Origin of the sequence: Pseudonocardia aurantiaca (genome assembly GCF_039526725.1) — a bacterium.
GTDB classification, from domain to species: domain Bacteria; phylum Actinomycetota; class Actinomycetes; order Mycobacteriales; family Pseudonocardiaceae; genus Pseudonocardia; species Pseudonocardia aurantiaca.
Genome location: NZ_BAAAJG010000008.1, coordinates 991,338 through 1,013,929 on the forward strand (window position 1 = coordinate 991,338; position 22,592 = coordinate 1,013,929).

General features: G+C 74.2%; 19 protein-coding genes. 14 read left to right on the forward strand and 5 right to left on the reverse strand.

Annotation, left to right across the window (positions count from 1 at the left end; all coding sequences use genetic code 11):
- Positions 1-132 precede the first annotated feature (132 nt).
- Positions 133-2,184: an ATP-dependent Clp protease ATP-binding subunit gene (locus ABD143_RS14665; protein ID WP_343977177.1), complete on the forward strand. Its 2,052-nt coding sequence runs from the start codon at positions 133-135 to the stop codon at positions 2,182-2,184.
- On the opposite strand, the gene ABD143_RS14670 is transcribed toward ABD143_RS14665, so the two are convergent.
- Positions 2,164-2,787 (reverse strand): TetR/AcrR family transcriptional regulator, encoded by a 624-nt coding sequence (locus ABD143_RS14670; RefSeq protein WP_343977451.1) that lies wholly within the window; start codon positions 2,785-2,787, stop codon positions 2,164-2,166. The two genes, ABD143_RS14665 and ABD143_RS14670, sit on opposite strands and share 21 nt — an antisense overlap.
- A 95-nt stretch (positions 2,788-2,882) precedes the next feature.
- Here ABD143_RS14670 and ABD143_RS14675 point away from each other — a divergent pair, with 95 nt between their 5' ends.
- On the forward strand, positions 2,883-4,055 hold the full coding sequence (locus ABD143_RS14675; RefSeq protein ID WP_343977180.1) for an oxygenase MpaB family protein: 1,173 nt from the start codon (positions 2,883-2,885) through the stop codon (positions 4,053-4,055).
- A 10-nt stretch (positions 4,056-4,065) separates the two neighbouring features.
- On the opposite strand, the gene ABD143_RS14680 is transcribed toward ABD143_RS14675, so the two are convergent.
- Complete coding sequence (locus ABD143_RS14680) at positions 4,066-4,566, reverse strand: Lrp/AsnC family transcriptional regulator (protein ID WP_343977182.1); 501 nt, start codon at positions 4,564-4,566, stop codon at positions 4,066-4,068.
- Positions 4,567-4,633: 67 nt separating this feature from the next.
- On the opposite strand from ABD143_RS14680, the gene fahA reads away from it, so the two are divergent.
- The gene (fahA, locus tag ABD143_RS14685; RefSeq protein ID WP_343977184.1) at positions 4,634-5,881 is read left to right on the forward strand and encodes a fumarylacetoacetase; all 1,248 of its coding nucleotides are present in this window, start codon (positions 4,634-4,636) and stop codon (positions 5,879-5,881) included.
- 152 nt (positions 5,882-6,033) lie between these two features.
- Here fahA and ABD143_RS14690 read toward each other — a convergent pair whose 3' ends face one another.
- Positions 6,034-6,249 (reverse strand): hypothetical protein, encoded by a 216-nt coding sequence (locus tag ABD143_RS14690; RefSeq protein ID WP_343977187.1) that lies wholly within the window; start codon positions 6,247-6,249, stop codon positions 6,034-6,036.
- Between the two features lie 67 nt (positions 6,250-6,316).
- Entirely contained in the window at positions 6,317-7,522 is a 1,206-nt protein-coding gene (locus ABD143_RS14695; protein WP_343977190.1) for a PucR family transcriptional regulator, read from the reverse strand.
- A gap of 126 nt (positions 7,523-7,648) precedes the next feature.
- On the opposite strand from ABD143_RS14695, the gene hpnC reads away from it, so the two are divergent.
- The 8 genes from hpnC (at position 7,649) to ABD143_RS14735 (ending at position 17,106) form a co-directional block, all read left to right on the forward strand.
- Positions 7,649-8,548: a squalene synthase HpnC gene (gene hpnC, locus ABD143_RS14700; RefSeq protein ID WP_343977193.1), complete on the forward strand. Its 900-nt coding sequence runs from the start codon at positions 7,649-7,651 to the stop codon at positions 8,546-8,548.
- Positions 8,545-9,438 (forward strand): presqualene diphosphate synthase HpnD, encoded by an 894-nt coding sequence (hpnD, locus tag ABD143_RS14705; RefSeq protein WP_343977196.1) that lies wholly within the window; start codon positions 8,545-8,547, stop codon positions 9,436-9,438. Before hpnC ends, hpnD begins: the two co-directional genes overlap by 4 nt.
- Complete coding sequence (gene hpnE / locus ABD143_RS14710; protein WP_343977198.1) at positions 9,435-10,865, forward strand: hydroxysqualene dehydroxylase HpnE; 1,431 nt, start codon at positions 9,435-9,437, stop codon at positions 10,863-10,865. The genes hpnD and hpnE overlap by 4 nt, the downstream gene beginning before the upstream one ends.
- Complete coding sequence (locus ABD143_RS14715) at positions 10,862-11,899, forward strand: polyprenyl synthetase family protein (protein WP_343977201.1); 1,038 nt, start codon at positions 10,862-10,864, stop codon at positions 11,897-11,899. The genes hpnE and ABD143_RS14715 overlap by 4 nt, the downstream gene beginning before the upstream one ends.
- A gap of 19 nt (positions 11,900-11,918) precedes the next feature.
- Positions 11,919-13,814, forward strand: coding sequence for a squalene--hopene cyclase (gene shc, locus ABD143_RS14720; protein WP_343977204.1), 1,896 nt, complete (start codon positions 11,919-11,921; stop codon positions 13,812-13,814).
- Positions 13,811-15,304, forward strand: coding sequence for a 4-hydroxy-3-methylbut-2-enyl diphosphate reductase (gene ispH, locus ABD143_RS14725; RefSeq protein WP_343977207.1), 1,494 nt, complete (start codon positions 13,811-13,813; stop codon positions 15,302-15,304). The genes shc and ispH overlap by 4 nt, the downstream gene beginning before the upstream one ends.
- A 3-nt stretch (positions 15,305-15,307) precedes the next feature.
- Positions 15,308-16,312: an adenosyl-hopene transferase HpnH gene (hpnH, locus tag ABD143_RS14730; RefSeq protein WP_343977210.1), complete on the forward strand. Its 1,005-nt coding sequence runs from the start codon at positions 15,308-15,310 to the stop codon at positions 16,310-16,312.
- A 71-nt stretch (positions 16,313-16,383) separates the two neighbouring features.
- Complete coding sequence (locus tag ABD143_RS14735) at positions 16,384-17,106, forward strand: VC0807 family protein (protein ID WP_343977214.1); 723 nt, start codon at positions 16,384-16,386, stop codon at positions 17,104-17,106.
- Here ABD143_RS14735 and ABD143_RS14740 read toward each other — a convergent pair.
- Positions 17,103-18,239 (reverse strand): MGDG synthase family glycosyltransferase, encoded by a 1,137-nt coding sequence (locus ABD143_RS14740; protein ID WP_343977217.1) that lies wholly within the window; start codon positions 18,237-18,239, stop codon positions 17,103-17,105. The two genes, ABD143_RS14735 and ABD143_RS14740, sit on opposite strands and share 4 nt — an antisense overlap.
- A 29-nt stretch (positions 18,240-18,268) precedes the next feature.
- Between ABD143_RS14740 and ABD143_RS14745 the strand changes: the two genes are divergently transcribed.
- The 3 genes from ABD143_RS14745 to ABD143_RS14755 are packed head-to-tail and all read left to right on the forward strand — an operon-like array spanning position 18,269 to position 22,429.
- On the forward strand, positions 18,269-20,719 hold the full coding sequence (locus ABD143_RS14745) for a WS/DGAT domain-containing protein (RefSeq protein ID WP_343977221.1): 2,451 nt from the start codon (positions 18,269-18,271) through the stop codon (positions 20,717-20,719).
- Between the two features lie 28 nt (positions 20,720-20,747).
- Positions 20,748-21,680: a DMT family transporter gene (locus tag ABD143_RS14750; RefSeq protein ID WP_343977224.1), complete on the forward strand. Its 933-nt coding sequence runs from the start codon at positions 20,748-20,750 to the stop codon at positions 21,678-21,680.
- Complete coding sequence (locus tag ABD143_RS14755; protein WP_343977454.1) at positions 21,677-22,429, forward strand: SDR family NAD(P)-dependent oxidoreductase; 753 nt, start codon at positions 21,677-21,679, stop codon at positions 22,427-22,429. The genes ABD143_RS14750 and ABD143_RS14755 overlap by 4 nt, the downstream gene beginning before the upstream one ends.
- Positions 22,430-22,592: the final 163 nt, after the last annotated feature.

The following is a 22,592-nucleotide window of genomic DNA, read 5'->3' on the forward strand; positions in this document are numbered from 1 at the left end:
CCCTTTCGCAGACGGTGTCCGACGATCGAATCACGATCGTCCGGTATCCGACTATCGTTCGTGCAGCACGAGACGTAAAGCGGACGTGCGCCACACGCGCCTACCATCGAATGCAGTACCCCGGAGGTGCCCGTGCCGCAGGACCGCCCCACGCCCGGCCCGTTCGACGACCTGTTCGAGCGGCTCATCGGCAACCTGGAGTCCACGCTCGGCCAGGCGGTGCCCCGCCCCGGTCAGGCCCCGTCCGGCGCCCGCACGCGCACACCCCGGCTCGACCGCTACGGGCGCGACCTCACAGCTGCGGCGGCCGAGGGCAGGCTCGACCCGGTGATCGGCCGCGACGCCGAGGTGGAGCAGGTCCTCGAGGTGCTCGCGCGCCGCACGAAGAACAACCCGGTGCTGGTCGGCGACCCGGGCGTGGGCAAGACCGCGATCGCCGAGGGGATCGCGCAGCGGGTCGCCGACGGCACCGTGCCCGAGGCGCTGCTCGGCGTCCGGGTGGTGGCGCTGGACCTGGCCGGGATGGTGGCGGGCACCCGCTACCGGGGCGACTTCGAGCAGCGCCTCACCGGCGTGATCGACGAGGTGGTGGCGGCGGAGCGGTCGATCGTGCTGTTCATCGACGAGCTGCATTCCGTTGTCGGCGCGGGGTCCGCCGAGGGCGCGCCGATGGACGCGGCCACCATGCTCAAGCCCGCGCTCGCCCGCGGCGACCTGCAGCTCATCGGGGCCACGACCGCGCAGGAGTACCGCAAGCACGTCGAGAAGGACGCGGCGCTGGAGCGGCGCTTCGAACCCGTGCGCATCGCCGAGCCGACCGTGGCCGTCACGATCACGATCCTGCGCGGCCTGCGCGAGCGCTACGAGGAACACCACAGGGTGCGGATCAGCGACGCAGCCGTGGTCGCAGCCGTCGAGCTGTCCGACCGGTACCTCACCGACCGGTTCCAGCCCGACAAGGCCATCGACCTGCTGGACCGCGCGAGCGCGGCCGGCCGCATCCGGGCCGGCCGCGCCACCGCGCACACCCCCGACGCCGCGGCAGCACAGCGCGTGGAGCAGCTGCGCCGCGCCCGTGATGTCGCGGTGGACGCCGAGGACTTCGAGCGCGCCCACGTACTGACCCGCGAGATCGAGGCCTCCGAGGCGACAGCGGGACCGGCCCGCGCCGCGGACAACGACGCGGCCGTGGAGATCACCGTCGACGACATCCGGCAGGTCGTCGCGCAGAGCACCGGCATCCCGGTCGCCCGGCTCAGCGCGGGCGAGCGGCACCGGCTGCTGGAGCTGGAGGAGCTGCTGCACCGCCGTGTCGTCGGGCAGGACGACGCGGTCGAGGCCGTCGCCGACGCGGTGCGCGCCGGGCGGGCCGGGCTCGCGCACCCCGGGCGCCCGACCGGCTCGTTCCTCTTCCTCGGGCCCACCGGCGTCGGCAAGACCGAGCTGGCGCGCGCGCTCGCGGAGGCGCTCTTCGGCACCACCGACGCGCTGCTGCGCTTCGACATGAGCGAGTACGCCGACCGCGCCACCGCGATGCGGCTGGTCGGGGCGCCACCCGGGCACGTCGGCTACGAGGACGCGGGCCAGCTCACCGAGGCGGTACGCCGCAACCGGTACGCCGTACTGTTGCTCGACGAGATCGAGAAGGCACACCCGGAGGTCACGTCCACCCTCCTGCAGGTGCTCGACGCGGGCCGGCTGACCGACGCCCACGGCCGCGCCGTGGACTTCACTCACACCGTCGTGATCATGACGAGCAACCTCGGCGCCGACCGCCTCCTCGCCGCCGCCGCGGCGGGGCGTCCGGTGGATGAGGTGCGCGACCAGGTGCTCGCCGCGATGCGCCTCCACTTCCGGCCGGAGTTCCTCAACCGGATCGACGACATCGTCCTGTTCCATGCCCTCGGCCGCGACGAGCTGCGCCGGATCACCGAGATGCTGCTCGCCGAGACCGGCGACCGGCTGCGCGCCCAGGGCATCACCCTGCACGTCACGCCCGCGGCGGTCGACCGACTCGCGGAGCTGGGCCACCAGCCGGAGCTGGGGGCGCGCCCGCTGCGGCGCACGATCGCCCGCGAGCTGGACCGCAAGCTCTCCCGCATGATCATCGCGGGCGATCTGGCGACGGGGAGCCAGGTGGTGGCCGATGTAAGCGACGGCGAGTTAACCCTCACCACAGGCTGAGCGCACCAGGCCGCCCACTATGAGACCGGCCAGGCCGTCGGCGAACGCTTCGAGCTCCGCGGCGGCGGGCGCCTCCGGACGGCCGAGGCGGCGGGCGAGCGGGTTCTGGATCATCCCCGAGATCGGGCCGATCACGGCGAAGTAGAGAAGATGCAGCGGCACGTCGGGCAGTCGCCCGGCCGCAGCGAGGCGCGCGACGCTGGGCGCCACCGTCGCGAGCGTCGGCCCGATGTAGGCCTCGTACAGGTAGGCGATGCGCTCGGACTCCCTGGCGGACTCGTCGGCGATCAGCCGCTGCAGCTGCGGATGCCGGACCGCGGCCCGGTAGAAGCGGTGGACGATGGCGGCGAGGAGGGCGTCATCGTCGCGCGCCTGGTCGGCTTCCTCGGCGAGTGGGCCGGACTCCGCGCACGCGTAGTCGACCACCGCCCGCCAGAACGCCAGCTTGGAGCCGTAGCGGTCGTTGACGAAGTTGTGGCTCACCCCGAGCCGCCGCGCCAGCTCGCGAACCGTGGTCTGGTCGTAGCCCAGCTCGGCGAACGTCTCCAGCCCGCGTTGCAGCACCTCCCGGTCCTGCGGGGTGCTCGTGCGCCGCGCCTCCATCACGCCAGCACCCTACCCGCCCCGGACCAGGCTTGACACTTGTCAGACCGGCCGTACTCTGACAGCTGTCAGACCGTCGACGAAAGGATCAAGCCGTGGGCACTGTGTCCCCCGCCTCGACGGCGTGGCCACACGAGCGGAGCACCCGCTCGGCCGTGCTCGCGCAGTTCGGTGAGGCCAGGACGGACCTCGCGGGCTGGGCGCTCACCACAGGCGACCCGCTCGCGGACGCTGTGGTCGCGGAGATCCACGCGGGCGGAGGGCCGGTCCGCAGCGCGCTGACCACCGCAATCCGCGACGGGCTCGCCGCCGTCACCGATCCGCCGCCCGCGGTCGCCGCGCTTCTCACCCAGACCGAGGCCACCCCCGCCTACGCCGACGATGCGCTCCTCGACGCCGGGTGCCGCCCCTACTTCAGCTCGCACCCGGCCTCCCGGATGATCGCGCTGAGCGCGGGCGCGCTCGTCCGCACCTACAGCTCGCCCTCGATCGCCGCAGTCCTCCACACCACCGGGCGCCTGGTCGAAGCCGCCGACCGGCGGCTCCTGGAGACCGGCATGTGGCTCAACGCCGCGATGCTGCCCGGCGGGCTGCGCCGCGGAGCGGCCGGGTACGTCGCGACGCTGCAGGTGCGGATGATGCACGCCCACATTCGTCGGCATGCCCGTGCTCGCGGGTTCGACGAGGCTGCGCACGGTGCTCCGATCAACCAGATCGACCTCGCCCGCACCTGGATGGACTTCACCGTCACCAGCTACCGCGCCGAGCAGGCGATGGGCTTCGACCGCACGCCGTCCGAGGTCGCTGCGGCCTACCGGTACTGGTGGCACCTCGCGCACCTGCTCGGCCTCGACCCCCGGCTCACCGATGGAGTCTCCTCGCACGAGCAGGCCGCCGGCGTCGACGCGCTCCTGCAGGCCGTGACCGGCCCGGCGAGCCCCGTCTCGGCGGCACTCGCGGACGCGAGCCTCGCGAGCATCGCGCGCTCGCTCCACGAGGTCGTCGGCGTCCCCGTCCGGATCGGCCGCCCGGCCCTCGACGCGCTGACCCGCCGCTTCCACGGCCACGGGCTCGGCGACGACCTGGGCCTGCCCAGGGCGACGGCGGCCGACGCGCTGCTCGGCCCCGCGATCGCCGCCGTCCGGTGGGACCACCGGCGCAGGCGCGCCGACCCGGACGCCTGGCGGCGCGTGCACGAGACCGGCATGGCCGCAGCCCGCGGACTGCTCGAGCAACCCGGCGAACCGCCGGCCTTCCGGACGGCCTGACGAGGCGCGGTCAGTCGCGGTACGCGGGGGCTCGGCTCGGGCCGGCGCGGTGCTGGCTCTCCAGGAGTGGGAGCACCCGTGGCGGCACCACCACAGACAGCACCACCACGCTTGTCGAGCGGGCGATCGTCGGGGAGCGGTTGAGGTCCAGCAGGGCGTCCTGCAGGTCCTGGTGCGAGGACGCCGCCAGCCGGCAGACCACGTCGGACGAGCCGGTGGTGGCGTAGGCCTCCAGCACCGCGGGGATGGCGGTGAGCTCCGCGCTGACGTCCTCGAGGGCGCCCTGGGCGATCTCCAGGGTCACGAACGCCTGCACCGGGAACCCGGCGGCGGCCACGTCGACGTCGGGCCCGTAGCCCGTGACGATCCCGGCGCGCTCCATCCGGTCGAGCCGGGCCTGCACGGTGCCTCGGGCGACGCCGAGCGTGCGCGCGAGCTCCAGCACCCCGGCCCGCGGCGCCTCGCGCAGGGCGCGCAGCAGATCGACGTCGAGCGCGTCGAGCGCGTCCACTGGTCCTCCTCTGTCGGGCTCACTAGTACCACGGACCCGGCGCCCGGCCGTACGGCACGATGGCCTCGTGACGTGGCTGGACGTTCCCCGCACCCATCCGTTCGGCATCCAGACCCTCCCCTACGGGAGCTTCACCACCCCGGACGGGCCCGTCCCGCGTGTCGGTGTCGCGATCGGCGACGACGTGCTCGACCTGACGGCCGCCGCCGCGACCCTGCTCCCCGAACAGGCCGGCCTGTTCGCCGCGGGTGGACTCGACCCACTGCTGGCGGCGGGCCCGCCGGTCTGGGCGGCGGTGCGCGCCGCCGTGACGGAGTGGCTCACCGAGCCGCGCCACCGCGCCGCCGTGGAACCGCTGATCGTGCCGGCGTCCGAGGTGAGCCTGCTGCTGCCGTTCACCGTGGCCGACTACGTCGACTTCTACTCCAGCGAGCACCACGCCGCGAACGTCGGCCGCATCTTCCGGCCGGGGTCCGACCCGTTGCCGCCGAACTGGAAGCACCAGCCGCTCGGATACCACGGCCGCGCGGGCACGGTCGTCGTGTCCGGGACGCCGGTGGTCCGCCCGGCGGGCCAGCGCCGCACGGCCGACGGCGAGGTCGTCTTCGGCCCGTCGACCCGGCTCGACATCGAGGCCGAGATCGCCTACGTCGTGGGTGTCCCGTCGACTCCGGGGCGGCCCGTGGCGCTCGGCGAGTTCGCCGACCACGTCTTCGGGGTCTGCCTGCTCAATGACTGGTCCGCCCGCGACATCCAGGCGTGGGAGTACACGCCACTCGGGCCGTTCCTCGGCAAGTCCTTCGGGACATCCGTCTCGCCGTGGGTGGTGCCGCTGGCCGCGCTGGAGCACGCCTGGGTGGCGCCGCCGCCGCGCGACCCACGCCCGCTCCCCTACCTCGACGACACCGGGCGGACCGACGGCCTGGACCTCGCGATGGAGGTGAGGCTGGGCGGCCACCCGATCGCGCAGCCGCCCGGCGCGGGCATGTACTGGACGCCCGCGCAGCAGCTCGCGCACCTGACATCGGGGGGCGCCCCGCTGCGCACCGGGGACGTCTATGCGTCCGGCACGGTCAGCGGGCCGGAGCCCGGCCAGCGCGGCTCCCTGCTCGAGCTGACGTGGAACGGCGCCGAGCCGCTCACCCTGCCGGGCGGCGAGACCCGCGCGTTCCTCGAGGACGGCGACGAGGTCGTGATCTCAGGGTCGGCACCCGGCCCGGGCGGCACGCGGGTGGGCTTCGGCGAGGTGCGGGGACGGATCCTCCCGACCCCGCAGACATCGGACCAGGAGGGTCCTGAACAACTCCGCCCGTAGCGAGCGGCGTCCAGGTGGGTGCATCGCAAGGCGGACGATCGGGCCGATACCGCTGTTGTATCGGCCCGATCGTCCAACGCCGCGAGGTGCCCGCCTGGGCGGCGCGCAGTAGGGCCGAGTTGTTCAGGGCGCTCCTAGGACCACGACGACGCTCACCGCTCGTGCGCCTGGTCGTAGCCGAAGTCGCCGTCCGGGTCGTACTCGAACGGCACACCGCGCACGCCGACCACCGGAGTGGATCGGGTGCGCTGGGCCGGGATGCGCATGACGCGCGCTTCGTGCACGAGGTCGTACCCGTAGTCACCGGAGTAGTCCTGATCCGACGACACCATGTCCCCCGCCACCTCACTGTCAGCGACCGTGTACATCCGGCCGGTAGGTAGGTGATCATCACCCGGTGGGTCGCCCCGCGGCAAGACCTCGCTCCCCCGCAGTTCAGGCCCGTTCTCCGGTGAGGTGGACGGGCGCGGCCAGTGTCCGGTGCGCCCCAGCGCCCCAGGTGAGCGCCAGAGCGAGCCGGGCGCGGGTGCCGGGGTCATCCAGCTCGGGCCCGAACAGCTCGTGCAGGCGCGCGAGGCGGTACCGGACCGTCTGCGGGTGGACGTGCAGCTCGGCTGCGACGGCCTGCCGGTCGCCCATGTGCCGCAGCCAGGCGGCGAGCGTCTCCTGCAGCCGCTCCTGCGACGCCGGGGTGGTCGCCGTGAGCGGACCGAGCACCTGGGCGCGCAGCGCGTCGAGGAGGCGAGCGTCGCGGTGCACGATGATCGCGTCGAGGTGCTCGTCGGTGAACACCGGGTCGTCGGAGAGCACTCCCGTCTGCTGGAGGCGGGCGGCGATCTCCGCGACGTACAGGCTGGCCGGGAGCCCCTCGGGCGCCACCGGCATCCCGACCACCGCCTGGGCGCCGCGCAGGCTGCTCGCGAGCCGCTGGCGCAGGCCGGGGCGGGTGGGGTCGGGGACGATCGCGCCCATCAGCGGAGGCCTGCTGAACACGAGGTGCGACGGGTCCATCCGCGCGAGCACGGTGTGGGCTTCGGGGTTCTCGGGGTGGGCGAGCACCACCGCGACCGTCTCCGGGAGCGGCCACCCGGCGCGCCGGGCCGCGGCGCGCACGGCGTCGGCGTCGGCGCGGTCGGACAGCAGCAGCCCGACGAGCTCGTCGCGCAGGCGTTCGCGGGTGGCGGCTGCCTCGGACTGCTCCATGACGTACCCGCGGGCCGACGACGAGGAGAGCGTGTCGACGAACAGGAACACGGCCTCGGCGAGCGCGGCGAGCGTGCGCGGCGGGACCTGCAGCTCGACCGCGATGGCCGAGACGGAGTGCCAGAACACCCTGGCCCCGAGCTGGTAGGCGGCCAGCAGCGCCGTGAGGTCGCGGCCCTGCCGCCACTGGATGCGGCCGATCTCCTCGAACAGCTCGTGCTCCAGCTCGTCGGCCGTCTCGCTGGCCTCGGCGAGCGTCACGAGGCGCCGGACGGCCAGGTCCGCGGCGGCGCCGACCTCGTCGCGGTTGTCGGCCAGGAACCGGGCGTAGTCCGGCCAGTCGTGGTCCAGCGCCGCCCGCACCTCGTCGAGCAGCTCGGGCATCCGCTCGATCAGAGCCGGGACCAATGCCACCAGGGACGGGTCCTGAGGATCCACGTACGAATTCCTACGCCTCCTTTGCGCGGTGGCCAAGACGATTTGTCGGTAAGTGATAAGAACGGCCCTGAGATTTAACCGGTCGAGTGCAGAGATCCATTGCCGACCCGACAAGCATCAACGCCCATGGAAGCCCCGCAAGCCCGGCTTCGTGCAGCCGAACGCGCGGAGAACTTCCCGGTAGCCCTGCGGGTGCTGCCGGCGCGGTACCGCAGGAATCTGGTGGCGGTCTACGACGTCGTGCGGGTCATCGACGACCTCGGTGACGAGGACACCGGGGCGGCCGACCGGGACCGCACCGCCCAGCTACGCGACTTCGCCGCCGACCTCGCGACCGTCTGGACAGGGTCGCCACCGCGCTCCCCCGTCCTGCGCAGGCTCGTGCCCACCGTTCGCGACTGCGACCTCCCGCAGGAGCACTTCGATCGGCTGATCGCGGCGAACCTGCAGGACCAGCGGGTCGGCCGGTACGAGACCTGGGACGAGCTGCTCGGCTACTGCGAGCTGTCCGCGGTGCCGATCGGGCGGCTCGTGCTCGCTGTGTTCGGCGTGCCCGCCCCGGCCGGCTCGGCCATCGAGCGGGAGTCCGACGCCGTGTGCACCGCTCTGCAACTGCTCGAGCACTGGCAGGACGTGGGTGAGGACCGGGGGCGGGGCCGCGTCTACCTGCCCGCTGCCGACCTGGCCGCGTTCGGCGTGCCGGAGTCGGCGCTCGACGCCCCGGCCATCGACGCCCCGGCCATCGACGCCCCGGCCTCCTCCCCCGCGCTGCGCGCGCTGATGGCCCACGAGACCGGACGCGCCGTGGCGATGCTCGACGACGGCGCCGCGCTGGTGGGCAGGCTTCGCGGCTGGGCGCGGCTCGCCGTCGCCGGGTACGTCGCGGGCGGGTACGCGGCCGCCGACGGGCTGCGCCGGGCCGGCTACGAGGTGCTGGGCGGCAGCCCCGGCACCCGGCGCTCCGACGTCGCCCGGCACCTCCTCACCCGTCTCGTCTTCCCGACCAGGATGCGGAGCACCTCATGATCCGGCCTTCGCTCGAGGACGCCTACGCCGCCTGTGAGGCGATCACCCGTCGCGAGGCCCGGAACTTCTACTACGGCATCCGGTTGCTGCCGCCGCAGAAGCGCTCGGCGCTGTGCGCGGTGTACGCGCTCGCCCGGCGCATCGACGACATCGGCGACGAGGAGGGGCCGTTCGCGGAGAAGGCCACTGCGCTCGCCGCCGTGCGTGCTGCGTTGCACGGGGCGGCGGACCCGGCGGACCCGGTGATGGTCGCCGTCACCGACGCCGCGGCCCACTACCCGATCCCGATGGGCGCGTTCGAGGAGCTCGTCGACGGGGTCACCGCCGACGTACGGATGGACGCCGACCCCGACGTCACCACCGGGTTCTACGCGACGTTCGACGACATGGCCGGCTACTGCCGCAGCGTGGCGGGCTCCGTCGGGCGGCTCTGCCTGGGAATCTTCGGCTCCATGGAGCACCCGGACTCTCCCGGGTACGCCGACGCGCTCGGCATCGCGCTGCAGCAGACCAACATCCTGCGCGACGTCCGCGAGGACCTGCAGAACGGGCGCGTCTACCTGCCTCGGGAGGAGCTGGAGCAGTTCCAGGCCGAGCTCGTGCTCGACGAGCACGGCGTGCTGGTGGACAAGTCGGGCGGGCTGGCCGAGCTGATCCGGTTCTCCGCCGAGCGCGCCAGGGACTGGTACGCCGAAGGGCTGCGGCTCGTGCCGTTGCTGGACCGGCGCAGCGCGGCCTGCACCCTCGCGATGGCCGGGATCTACCGGCGGCTGCTGGAGGAGATCGCGGCCGACCCGGCGTCGGTCTACCACCAGCGCCGATCGCTCTCCGGCTGGCAGAAGGCCGGGGTCGCCGCGAAGGCGCTCGCGGGGATGGGCCGGATCGCATGATCGTTCGCGGGCTGCGGGTCGGGGTGGTCGGCGGCGGTCTCGCCGGGATCACCGCGGCCCTGCGCTGCGCCGACGCCGGTCTGGGCGTCGTGCTGTTCGAGGGCCGTGCGCGGCTGGGCGGGCTCGCCACCTCGTTCCCCCGGGCGTACGAGCATGGCGAGCTGGACGTCGACAACGGCCAGCACGTCTTCCTGCGCTGCTGCACCTCCTATCGCGGCCTGCTGAGCAGGCTCGGCGTCGCCGGTGAGGTGCGGCTGCAGGACCGGCTCGACATCCCCGTCCACGCCCCGGGCGCCCCGCCCGCACGGCTGCGCCGTACCGGCCTGCCGGCGCCGCTGCATCTCGCGGGTGCGTTGCTGCGCTACCGGCACCTCCCACTGCCCGACCGACTGCGGCTGGTGGGGGCCGCGCTCGCGCTGCGCGGCGTCGACCGCACGGCCCCGGCCACCGACGCGCGCAGCTTCGGCGAGTGGCTCGCCGCCCACGGCCAGAGCGCCCCGGCGGTGGAGCGGCTGTGGGATCTCGTGGGGATCGCCACGCTCAACGCCCGGGCCGAGCGGGCGTCGCTCGCGCTCGCGGCCACCGTCTTCCAGCTGGGGCTGCTCACCGACGCCGCTGCGGGCGACATCGGGTGGGCGACGGTGCCCCTCGGACGAATTCACGGCGTAGCGGCGTTCTCGGCACTGCGCGCCGCGGGCGTGGACGTGCGCACGTCGACGAAGGTGCGCCGGCTGCGGCCGGACCGGGCGGGATGGCGGGTCCAGGTGGGAAGCGGGCCGGAAGAAGCAGACCCGCGAGAGGCAGCAGAGGAGGACACGCTCATGGTCGACCGGATCGTCAGCGCGGTGCCGCCGACGGCCGCGGAACGGGTGCTGCCCCCCGAGGCGTTCGCCCGCGCCCCCGGCTGGGCGGCGGAGCTGGGCAGCACCCCGATCGTCAACGTTCACGTCGTCTACGACCGGAGGGTCCTCGACGCGCCGTTCGTCGCTGCCGTCGACTCGCCGCTGCAGTGGGTGTTCGACCGCACCGAGCAGTCCGGCCTGCGCCGGGTGTTCCCGGAGGGCGCGCAGTACGTGGCGGTGTCGCTCTCGGCCGCGGACGACCCCGCCGTGGACCTCGCGGGGACGCCGGTGGCCCGGCTGCGCGAGCGGATGCTGCCCGCGCTCGCCGCGCTGCTGCCTGCCGCTCACGACGCGCGGGTGCTGGACTTCTTCGTCACCCGTGAACCGCACGCGACCTTCCGCGGCGCTCCTGGCAGCGGCGCGCTGCGGCCGGGGCCCGTCGCGGAGCTGCCCGGGCTCTTCCTCGCCGGAGCGTGGACCGCCACCGGCTGGCCCGCGACGATGGAGGGCGCGGTGCGCAGCGGCGAGTCCGCGGCCGACGCGTTGCTCGCCACGGCAGGCGCGCGGGCGGGGGCGGCGGCGTGACCGCCACCGTGCCCGACGCCCTGCCCGACGCCGGGGCCGTGCTGCGCCGCTGCAAGGACGCCGTCACCCCGGCGCTGGCCGCGGCCGTCTCCCGGCTGGACCCGGCGAGCCGCGAGCAGACCGCGTTCCACCTGGGCTGGACCGAGCTGGACGGCTCGCCGTGCCCGACCGGCGGCGGCAAGGCGGTGCGGCCCGCGCTGGCCGTGCTGTCCGCCGAGTCCGCGGGTGCCGACGTGGCGACGGCCCTGCCGGGGGCGGTCGCCGTGGAGCTGGTGCACAACTTCTCGCTCCTGCACGACGACCTCATCGACGGCGACAGCGAGCGCAGGCACCGGCCCACGGTCTGGGCGCAGTGGGGGACCGCCGCGGCGATCCTCTCCGGCGACGCGCTCCTCGCGCTGGCCCTCGAGGTGCTGCTGGAGGCCCCGTCCCCGCATGGGCCGCGAGCCGCCATGCAGCTCGCGGCGACGGTCCGCGAACTGGTGCGCGGCCAGGTCGAGGACGTGGCGTTCGAGCAGCGCTCGGACGTCGGGGTGGAGGAGTGCCTGACGATGGCGGCCGGCAAGACGGGCTCGCTGCTCGCGACGAGCGCGGCGATGGGTGCCGTGCTCAGCGGGGCCCCGCCGGCGCTGACCGCCGCGCTGCACACCTTCGGCGCCGAGGTCGGAGCGGCGTTCCAGCTGGTCGACGACCTGCTGGGGATCTGGGGCGACCCGGCCGTCACCGGTAAGCCGGTGCTGTCGGACCTGCGCTCGCGCAAGAAGTCGCTGCCGGTGACCTACGCCGTGCACCACGGCGGCGCGGACGGTCGCGAGCTGGCGGGCTGGCTCGCCGGCACGGGCGAGGCAGGCGAGGCGGAGCTGCGTCGGGCCGCCGCGCTCGTCGAGAGCGGTGGCGGGCGGGACTGGGCCGCCGCCGAGGCGCGACGGCGGATGGCACTCGCGGAGAAGGCGTTGGCCGGGGCGGAGCTACCCGAGCGACCACTGGCCGAGCTCGTCGCGCTCGGCCGCTACCTGACCGACCGCGAGTTTTAGTGTGGGGAGGGCTCTTTCGATGACGCTCACCGCGCCGGACGTCACGGCCAGTACGCCACGGGCCACGCTCGATGCCGCCGTCGCGCACCTGCGCTCGCTGCAGCACGAGCAGGGCTGGTGGAAGGGCGAGCTCGAGACCAACGTGACGATGGACGCCGAGGACCTGCTGCTGCGGGAGTTCCTGGGCATCCGCACCGAGCAGGAGACCGCCGAGGCCGCGCGCTGGATCCGCTCCCAGCAGCGCGCTGACGGCACGTGGGCCACCTTCCGCGGTGGCCCAGGCGACCTGTCGACCACCGTCGAGGCGTACGTGGCGCTGCGGCTGGCCGGGGACGAGCCCGAGGCCGAGCACATGCGGCGCGCGCTGCGGTTCGTGCTCGCGTGGGGCGGCGTGGAACGCACGCGGGTGTTCACCCGGATCTGGCTCGCCCTGTTCGGCCTGTGGTCGTGGGACGACCTGCCGAACATGCCTCCCGAGCTGGTGTTCCTACCGAAGTGGTTCCCGCTCAACGTCTATGACTGGGGGTGCTGGGCGCGCCAGACCGTCGTGCCGCTGACCGTCGTGGCCACCCTCCGCCCGGCCCGCCCGCTCCCGTTCGGGATCGACGAGCTGCGCTCAGGTGCGGCTCCCCCGCCGCGCGCGCCGCTGCGCTCGTGGGCGGGGGCCTTCCAGCGCCTCGACGGCGCGCTCCACCGCTACGCCCGCCGGCCGGTCCGGGCGCTGCGCAGGCTCGCCATGCACCGGGCGGCGGAGTGGGTGCTCGCGCGCCAGGAGGCGGACGGCTCGTGGGGCGGGATCCAGCCGCCGTGGGTGTACTCGCTGCTCGCGCTGCACGTGCTGGACTACCCGCTCGACCACCCCGCGGTGAAGGCGGGCATCACGGGGCTCGACGGGTTCCTGGTGCGGGAGGAGACCCCGGAGGGGTGGGTGCGCAGGCTGGAGGCCTGCCAGTCGCCGGTGTGGGACACCTGCCTCGCGGTGACCGCGCTGCTCGACGCGGGCGTCCCCGCCGATGACCCCGGCGTGGTCCGGGCCGCCGACTGGATGCTCGGCGAGGAGGTCACGGTGCGGGGCGACTGGGCCGTGCAGCGCCCGGACCTCGCGCCGGGCGGCTGGGCGTTCGAGTTCGACAACGACGGCTACCCGGACACCGACGACACGGCAGAGGTCGTGCTCGCCCTGCGCCGCGTGGCCCATCCCGAACCCGCGCGGCTGCGCGGCGCGGTCGACCGCGGCGTGACCTGGACCGTCGGCATGCAGTCGCGCGACGGCGGCTGGGGCGCCTTCGACGCCGACAACACCCGCCAACTGATCACGACGCTCCCGTTCTGCGACTTCGGCGCGGTGATCGACCCACCGTCGGCCGACGTCACCGCGCACGTCGTGGAGATGCTGGCCGCCGAGGGACTCGCCGACACCGAGGCGTGCCGGCGCGGGGTGGCGTGGCTGCTCGACTCCCAGGAGCCGGACGGTTCCTGGTTCGGGCGGTGGGGCGCGAACCACGTCTACGGGACGGGCGGGGTGGTCCCGGCGCTGGTGGCCGTGGGCACGGACCCGCAGTCGGCGGTGATCCGGCGGGCGGTGCGCTGGCTGGAGCAGGCTCAGAACCCCGACGGGGGCTGGGGAGAGGACCTGCGTAGCTACCACGACAAGGCCTGGGTCGGGCGCGGCGAGTCCACGGCGTCGCAGACGGCGTGGGCGCTGCTCGCGCTGCTCGCGGCGGGCGAGCGGACCCCCGCCGTCGACCGCGGGGCCGAGTACCTGATGCGCACCCAGCAGCCCGACGGGTCGTGGGACGAGCCCCTCTACACGGGCACCGGCTTCCCCGGCGCCTTCTACATCAACTACCACCTGTACCGGATGGTCTTCCCCGTCTCGGCGCTCGGGCGGTATCTGAACGGGGCCCACGGGTGAGGCCCACGGTCGTCTGCGCGCCACTGGCTGTGGAGCGGTACGCGCTCCGGGGCCGGGTCGGGCCGGTGCCCGTGATGCCGACCGGGATGGGCCGGGAGCGTTCGGCGGCCGCGGCGGCCCACCTGGGCGCGGGCGGCAGCCGCGCGGTGCTGGTGGCCGGGGTGGCCGGGGCGCTCGCACCCGGGCTGCGGGCGGGTGACGTCGTGGTGGCCAACGAGGTCCGGGGGCCCGACGGGACCGTCCCCGTGCCCACGGCGGTGCCGCTCGCGGCGGCCCTGCGCAGGCTGGGGCTCACCGTGCACGTCGGGGCGGTGGTCTCCAGCCCCGCGCTGGTCTCCGGTACCGCCGGCGAGGCGGCGCGCGCCGGCGGGGCGCTCGCCGCCGACATGGAGTCCGCGTGGCTCGCGCCCGCGGCCGCCGGTGGGCCATTCGCGGTGGTCCGCGCGATCGTCGACACCCCGGAGCGCCCGCTCGCGCGCCCCGGCACCCCGGTGCGCGGGATCGTCGCCCTGCGCGCCCTGCGCCGGGCCGCACCCGCGCTGCGCGACTGGCTCGCCGCCACCGGGGAGCGCACGGTCGAGCTGGCCGAGCCCCGCTCGTTCTGCGCGGGCGTCGAGCGTGCGATCGACATCGTGGACCGGGCGCTGAACCGCTACGGCGCCCCGGTGTACGTGCGGCGCCAGATCGTGCACAACGCGCACGTGGTGCGCGGGCTGCAGGAGCGCGGCGCGGTGTTCGTCCAGGAGATCGACGAGGTGCCGCGGGGAGCGCGGGTGGTGCTCGCCGCGCACGGCGTCGCCCCCGCCGTGCGGGCGCAGGCGGCGGCCCGGGACCTCGCGGTGATCGACGCGACCTGCCCGCTCGTCACGAAGGTGCACGCCGAGGTGCGCCGCTACTCCGGCCGAGGCGACACGGTGTTCCTGATCGGGCACGCCGACCACGAGGAGGTCGAGGGCACGGTCGGTGAGGCCCCCGGTGACGTGGTGGTCGTGGAGAGCGCGGCGGCCGCCGCCACGGTCCAGCCCCGCGACGCCGCCCGCGTCGCGTACGCCATGCAGACCACCCTCGCCGTGGACGAGGCCGAGGAGATCGCCGCTGTGCTCCGCGGGCGCTTCCCCGCGCTGACCGCGCCGCGCCGCGGCGACATCTGCTACGCGACGACGAACCGCCAGCGGGCGCTTCGCGCCGTCGCCGCAGGCGCCGACCTCGTACTCGTCGTCGGCTCCCGCAACTCGTCGAACTCGAAGCGGCTCGCCGAGGTCGCCGCTCGTGAGGGTGCGACCGCACACCTGCTCGACGACGTGGGCGAGCTCGATCTGTCCTGGCTCGCCGGCGTGCGCCGCATCGGCGTGAGCGCGGGCGCGTCGGCCCCCGACCACCTCGTCGACGAGCTGGTCACCTGCCTGTCCGGCTTCGGCCCTGCCACCGTCACGACGACGACCACCGGCACCGAGGACGTCCGATTCACCCTTCCCAAGGAAGTGAGCTAAACCGTGGCCATGCCACTGCGCCAGTCGATCCGGCTCGCCGCCTACCTGGCCAAGCAGAAGATCAAGGGCGTCGAGAAGTTCCCGCTGCTCGTCGAGCTGGAACCGCTCTTCGCCTGCAACCTCAAGTGCGCGGGCTGCGGGAAGATCGCCCAGCCTGCGTCCCTGCTGAAGCAACGCATGCCCGTCGAGCAGGCCGTGGGCGCCATCGAGGAGAGCGGCGCACCGATGGTCTCGATCGCGGGCGGCGAGCCGCTGATGCACCCGCAGATCGACGAGATCGTGCGGCAGCTGCTGGACCGCGGGAAGATCGTCTTCCTCTGCACGAACGCCGTGCTGCTGCCCAAGCACCTGCACCGGTTCACCCCGCACAAGAACTTCGCGTGGATGGTGCACATCGACGGGCTGCGCGAGCGGCACGACGAGTCGGTGGCCAAGGACGGGGTGTTCGACCAGGCCGTCGCCGCCATCCAGCTGGCGCAGCAGAAGGGCTTCCGGGTCAACACCAACACCACGTTCTTCGACACCGACACTCCGCAGGACGTCGTCGACGTGCTGGACTATCTCAACGACGAGCTCGGCGTCGACAACATGCAGATCTCCCCCGGCTACGCCTACGAGAAGGCACCCGACCAGGAGCACTGGCTTGGCGTGGAGCAGACGAAGGAGCTGTTTCGGAAGGCCTTCTCCAGCGGGCGGCGTCGCAAGTGGCGGCTCAACCACTCCCCGCTGTTCCTCGACTTCCTCGAGGGAAAGGTCGACTTCGACTGCACCGCTTGGGCTATCCCTTCGTACTCCCTTCTGGGCTGGCAGCGCCCGTGTTACCTACTCGATGACGGGTACGTTGAGACCTACCGGGAACTCATCGAGGACACCGACTGGTCGGCGTTCGGTCGAGGCAGGGACGAACGGTGCGCCAACTGCATGGCCCACTGTGGCTACGAACCCTCAGCGGTCTTCGCGACTCTCGGCTCCCTGCGGGAGACGATCCGGGCGGCCGCCGGCAGCTGAGCGCGTGCCCGGAAGTGGGGCCTGGGGCCTCGGAAGCGGACAGCGTCGGACACACGAGCCGTTATCTCCTCGTGACCGCCGTCAGTACACTGCGTCGACGCCGCGCCGAGCCCGAGGAGCAGGACAGCCGCATGCAGCACCGCATGACCATCCACATCCCCTCCATCGGGTCGCTGGTGCGGCACGCGGGGCGGCCATTGTTGGAGTCCACGCTCATCCCGCTCGCGCTGTTCTGGGTGCTGTTCACGCAGGCCGGCTTCGACGCCGGGTTGTGCGGAGCACTGGGCTGGTCGGTGCTCGCGCTGGGCAGCCGGGTGGCACGGCGGCGCCGGGTCCCCGCTGTGCTGGTGCTCAGCACGGTTCTGCTGACCGCCCGGACGGTCATCGGGCTCTGGACCGGCAGCGCGTTCCTGTACTTCCTGCAGCCCACCGTGCAGAACTTCGTGTTCGCCCTGTTGCTCCTGGTCACGCTCGGGCTCAAGCGCCCGCTCCTGGCCAAGCTCGCCGACGACTTCTGCCCGTTCCCCGACACCGTCACGGGCCACCCCGGCATCCAGCGGTTCTTCCGCCGGGTGTCGCTGCTCTGGGCACTGGTGTTCGCGGTGAACGGCGCCACCACCCTCGCCGTGCTCACCACGCAGACCGTCGGCAACTACCTGATCGTCTCCACCGCCGGGTCGTACTCGGTGGTGGCGCTGGGCATCGGCCTCTCGCTCTGGTGGTTCCGGCGCTCGCTCGCCGGGCTCGGCATCCGGCTGCGGATGGGCACGCCCCCGGCGCCGGTGGCGGTCTAGGGCCGAACGCGGGCCCTGGCGCCCAGCTCGGCCAGTTCCGCGTCGAGGTCCCGGCCGCCGAACTCGGCGGCCCGGCGGCTGAGCCGCGCCAGCTCACGCGGATCGTCGAGGAAGCGGCGCACCGCCGTCGTGACGTCGGGGGGCTCGGGGCAGACGAGCGCGAGCCCCGCCGCCGCCGTCATCTCCGCCCCGGCGCGGCCGTGCCCGGGCACCGGAGCCGCGAACAGCACCGGACGCCCGACGGCCAGCGACTCGGTCGCGATCATCCCTCCGGCCGTGGTCAGCACGACGTCCGCGGCGGTGATGTGCTCGGCCACGCGGTCGGTCCACCCACGCACCACGAGCCTGAACCCCGGGAGCCTGCGCGCGAGCAGCCGCGTGCGCAGCCGGGCGTTGCGCCCGCACAGCACCACGGCCTGCACCTCGTCGCCCGCCGCGAGCACGGCGGCCGTCAGCCGGTCGAGCCCACCGAAGCCGAGCGACCCACCGGTGACCAGCACGACCATGGCGTCGGGCCGCAGTCCCAGCGCGTTGCGGGCGTTCTGCCGGTCGCCGGGGCGGAAACGCGGGGCGACCGGCGCAGGTGCCACCCGCACGTCCGCCAGCGGGGCCTGTGCCCTGGCCTGGTCACGGGAGGAGGGCAGCAGGGTCCAGGTCTCGTCCAGGTCGGGCCAGACCCAGTACGGGTGCACGGCGACGTCGGTGACGAGCGCCACCGCGCGGGCCGGCAGCCGGCCGCGGCGGCGCAGCCACGCCAGACCGCCGGAGATCATCGGGTACGTCGACACGACGAGGTCGGGCCGCTCGGCCGCCAGCAACGGCGCCAGCGCCCGGCCCAGCAGGGCAGCCGTGACCCGCTTGCACAGGTCCGCGAACCGCGGGTGGCGCACCAGCATGTCGTAGCCGACGCCGTAGAGACCCGGCGTGATCCGCATCGTCAGCTCGTAGGCGGTGCGCAGGAGCCGGTCGCGCCGCTCGTGGCCGCGCCCGGTGTCCTCGACCTCGCGCACCTGCGCGTCCGGCCACAGCCGCCGCATCCGAGCCGCGACCGCGCGGGCCGCTGCGACGTGCCCCTCTCCGACCGACGCCGACAGCACCAGCACCCGGCCGGGGTGCCCGGCACGTCCGTCCACGCCGGAAAACTACCGCCCGAGGAACAACCATGACGACCGGTCCTGCCCTGCCCACCGCCACCACCGGATCGGTCAGGCCCCGCCGGATCCTGCTCGTCACCGGGAGCCTCGGCGCCGGCCACCACGCCGCGGCCCGGGCCGTCGAGGAACGCGCGCGCGTGCTGTGGCCGGGCGTGGAGGTCACGTGGACCGACACGCTCGACGGCATGGGCCCGGGCACCGGCAAGCTGTTCGCGGCGGTCTATGCCACCTGCACGCGGCGGCTGCCCCTGCTCTACGAGCTGTACTTCCGGCTGCTCTGGCACGTCCGCCCGTTCCGCGCCGGCACGCGGGCGGTGATCGGCGCCTGGAGCGGGCGGGGCGTTTCCCGGCAGATCGCCGCGCACCGGCCCGACCTGGTCGTCGCCACGTTCCCCGAGGGCATCACCGGGCTCGGGTGGCTGCGCAGGCGCGGGCGACTCCCGGTACCGGCGGTCGCGCTCGTCGCCGACCCCGCGCCGCACCCGCTGTGGGCCGACGCGGCGCTGGACCTGCACCTCGTCACCACATCGGCGGCGGCCAGGATGCTCCAGCGCGCCGCACCGGGCGCAGCGGCCAAGGTCACGGCGCTGCCCGTCGTCAGCAGCTTCGCCCCGCCGCCGCCGGGGCCGGCCCGGGAACGGGCGCTCGTGTACGTCTCCTGCGGGTCCCTCGCGTTCGGCGACGTCCCGGCGGCCTGCGCCGCGGTGCTCGACGCGGGCGCGGACGTGCTGGTGAGCGCGGGACGCAACACGGGGGTGCGCGCCCGCCTCGACCGCGTGGCGAGCAGCCACCCGCTCGGCGCCCGGATGCGGGTGGTGGACTGGGTCGACGACCCCGCCGCTGCGACGCGGGAGTGCGACGTGGTCGTCACCAACGCCGGGGGCGCCACCGCGCTGGAGGCGCTGGCCTGCGCGCGCCCGCTGCTTCTGTTCGCACCGATCCCCGGGCACGGCCGCGCCAACGCCGCCCTGCTCGCCGACGCCGGGCTCGCCCGGATCTGCCCGGCCCCCGCCGACCTCGCCGCGGAGGTGGCCGCCCTGACCGACCCGGCCCGCCGCGCGGCCGTCTCCCGCCGGTTGCGGGACCGGTTCGCAGGCACGGACCTCGCCTCCGACCTGGCGACGCTCGGCGACCTCGCGCCCCCCGTGGCGGCGTCCGGTCCCCGGCTACGCGCGCAGGACGCGCTGTTCCTGCACGCCGCGACCCCGGCCGTGCCTCAGCAGGTGGGCACGCGGATCGTCCTGGCCCCCGGCGCGGCCGACGACCTGCCCGCGCACCTCGCCGAGCTGATCCGGACCCGGGTGCCGGACATCGAGCTGCTGAACAGGCGGCTCGCCCGCCCGCGCCCCGGCCATGCGCTGCGCTGGCGGACCGACGGCGCCGATCCCCGGCGGCACCTGCGCGCCCGGGTCGTCGAGATCGGCCCGGAGGGCGACCACCAGACGTGGGACGACGCCGTCACCGCGTTCTTCGCCGACCCCGTCGATCCGTTCACGACGGGGTGGGAACTGCAGATCGCGCGGGAGTGTCCTGCGGGGCGGGCGGGTGTGCTCGCAAAGGTGCACCACGTGCTCGGTGATGGGCTCGCCGTCACCGACGCGCTGGTCCGGCTGCTCGCCGACGAGTGCGGCGCCGGCGCTGTCCCGGCACCGGTCCGGGCCCGCGCCGCGCGGCGGAACCGGGCCCGGGAGGCGTTCACGGTGGTCCGTGGCATCGGGAGCTTGGCGCTGGCCGGGGCGGCCGGCGGGTCGCCGCTCACCGGGCCGATCGTGGACCCGGCGCACCGGCGAATGAGCGTGCTGCTCGACGGTGCGCGGGTGCGGGCGGCGGCGCGCGCGCACGGCGTCGGGACGACGGTGCTGCTGCTCGCGGTCGTGGCCGAGACGCTGCACGGGGTGTTGGCGGAGCGCGGACACGCTCCGGCCGGCGTGCGCGCGATGGTGCCGCTGACCACCCGGACCAGCCCCGACGTCGACAGCCGGACCCCGGGCAACCGGACGGCCGCGGTGTCGGTCGAGCTCCCGACCGGAGCGATGCCACCCGCAGAGCGGGTGACCAGGGTCGCCAGCGCGCTGGCCGACGGAGCCTCCGCCGGCCAGCCCGAGGGCGCAGCGGCTGTGCTCACACTGCTCGGCCTGCTGCCGGGACGCCTGCAAGCCCTTCTGGTGCGCCGCATATACGGGCACCGGTTCTTCCACCTCCTCGCATCCGTCATGCCCGGTGTGCGGCGAAAACTGCACGTCAGGGGGATGCCAATGGTCGAGGTGCACCCCGTACTGCCGCTGGCGGACGGCGTCGGCCTGGCCATCGGCGCGATGCACTGGGGACGCACAACCGCGATCGGCATTACTGGTGACGTTCGCCTGCTACGCGAGATCGAGGGAATACCCGATCGCATAAAGGCGTCTTTGGCGCTTGTATCGCAAGTGACGGACGGGAATCCTCCGCGGGGAGGCTGACCCACGAGCAATCGGGCGGAGGTGGCGGATGGACCCGGGGACGACGCTGGCGATCGCTGTCCCGGCCGCCGTGTTGGGCGCCGCCGGCTTCGGACTCGCGAGCGCCGCGCAGCAGCGGGCCACCAAAGAGGTGGAGCTCGCCCCGACGCTGAGCCCGCGACTGCTGGTCGACCTCACCAAACGCCCGATGTGGCTCATCGGGCTGGTGGCCACGATCGGCGCGCTCGTGCTGCAGCTCGTGGCGCTGGCGTTCGGGCCGCTCGCGGTCGTGCAGCCGCTGCTCGTCACGGGGGTGGCGTTCGCCGCGGTCTTCACGGCTCTCATGTCCCGCCGCCGCCCCGACCTCCTCACGATGCTCGGTGCCCTCTTCTGCGCGGCGGGCCTTTCGATGTTCCTGCTGCTCGCGCGGCCCGTCGCCGTAGGGCCCGACACCGACATCGACATCGCGTCCGGGATGCCGCTCGCGATCGGCCTCGCGGTTGTCGCGGTCGGCTGCCTGATCTACGCGTCCATCGTCACTCACCCGTCGCGGGTGCTCGCGCTCGCCCTCTCCACCGGCATCCTCTACGGCGTCACCGCCGGGCTCATGAAGGTGGTCACCGGGCAGCTGCGGATCGGGCTCGACGAGCCGTTCCGCCACCCCGTGCTCTATGTCGTCTGCATCATCGGGCCGATCGGCTTCCTGCTCAGCCAGAACACCTTCCAGCAGGGCAGGCTCGTCTCGCCTGCGGTCGCCGTGATCACGAGTGCCGACCCGGTGGTCGGCGTGCTCGTCGGGGTGAGCTGGATCGGCGAGCGCATCGACACCTCCCCGGCACATCTGGCCGGAGCGGCGATCGGAGCCGCCGTCGTGGTGGCGGGGATCGCACTGATCTGCGCCCGTGGCACCTACCTGCTGCACCGGCTCGACGAGTCCGAGCAGATGCCCGGCGCACAGCGCATCCGAATGGCGCCCAGCTGAGCCGCCGCACGCGGGTCGCGGGACGCAACGCGGTCGTCACCGGCGCGTCGTCCGGCATCGGAGCCGCGGTCGCCGAGCGGCTCGCCGCGATGGGTTGCCCGCTGGTGCTCGTCGGGCGCGACCGGGACCGCCTCGCCGCGGTGCGGGCCCGCACCGGAGGTCGCGCTGTCGTCGCCGACCTGGGCACGGCCCGCGGCGTCGAGTCGGTGGCGGAGGCGGCCGTTGACTGGGTGGAGCTGCTGATCCACGTGGCAGGCATCGGCTGGGCCGGGCCGCTCGCCGACACCCCGGCGACGACCGTCGACGAGCTGATGGCGGTGAATCTCGGCGCCCCCGTGCAGCTCACCCGGGCTCTCCTGCCCACCCTGCGCGCAGCGGACGGGCACGTGGTGTTCGTGGCGTCGATCGCCGCCATCGGCGTGGCGAACGAGGCGGTCTACGCCGCCACGAAGGCGGGACTGCGCGGTTTCGCCGACGCTGTACGGCTCGAGTCAGGCGTCGGCGTCACCACCGTCCTCCCCGGAGTGGTCGCCACCGAGTACTTCCGCCGCCGTGGCACGGCCTACCACCGCCGGTTCCCCCGCATGGTGCCGCCGCAGCGGGTCGCGGCCGGGCTGGTCGGGGCCGTCGAAGGGGGCAAGGCCGAGGTGTTCGTGCCCCGCTGGCTGACGCTGGGCGCGCGGGTGCACGGAGCGGCACCGGCGACGTTCGCCCGCTTGTCGCGCCGTTTCGACCCACCCGCCCGGTGATCGCGGCTACCGGTTCACACCGTGAGCGGTTCACGGGGCTCATGTCGGCATAGCGGTCGCCAACCGGCGGCTGGACCGCGTCCAGGCGGGCCAGCTGCTCGCCGCTCAGCGTGAGGTCGGCTGCAGCGGCGTTCTCCTCCAGCCGGGTGACCCGCTTGGTACC

What these genes read in the sequence shown, in the direction of transcription:
- ABD143_RS14745 (WP_343977221.1), top strand. Translation starts at nt 18,269, where the DNA reads ATGACGACCGGTCCTGCCCTGCCCACCGCCACCACCGGATCGGTCAGG.
- hpnC (WP_343977193.1), top strand. Translation starts at nt 7,649, where the DNA reads ATGGAAGCCCCGCAAGCCCGGCTTCGTGCAGCCGAACGCGCGGAGAAC.
- hpnE (WP_343977198.1), top strand. Translation starts at nt 9,435, where the DNA reads ATGATCGTTCGCGGGCTGCGGGTCGGGGTGGTCGGCGGCGGTCTCGCC.
- ABD143_RS14690 (WP_343977187.1), bottom strand. Translation starts at nt 6,249, where the DNA reads ATGTACACGGTCGCTGACAGTGAGGTGGCGGGGGACATGGTGTCGTCG.
- ABD143_RS14670 (WP_343977451.1), bottom strand. Translation starts at nt 2,787, where the DNA reads ATGGAGGCGCGGCGCACGAGCACCCCGCAGGACCGGGAGGTGCTGCAA.
- shc (WP_343977204.1), top strand. Translation starts at nt 11,919, where the DNA reads ATGACGCTCACCGCGCCGGACGTCACGGCCAGTACGCCACGGGCCACG.
- ABD143_RS14750 (WP_343977224.1), top strand. Translation starts at nt 20,748, where the DNA reads ATGGACCCGGGGACGACGCTGGCGATCGCTGTCCCGGCCGCCGTGTTG.
- hpnD (WP_343977196.1), top strand. Translation starts at nt 8,545, where the DNA reads ATGATCCGGCCTTCGCTCGAGGACGCCTACGCCGCCTGTGAGGCGATC.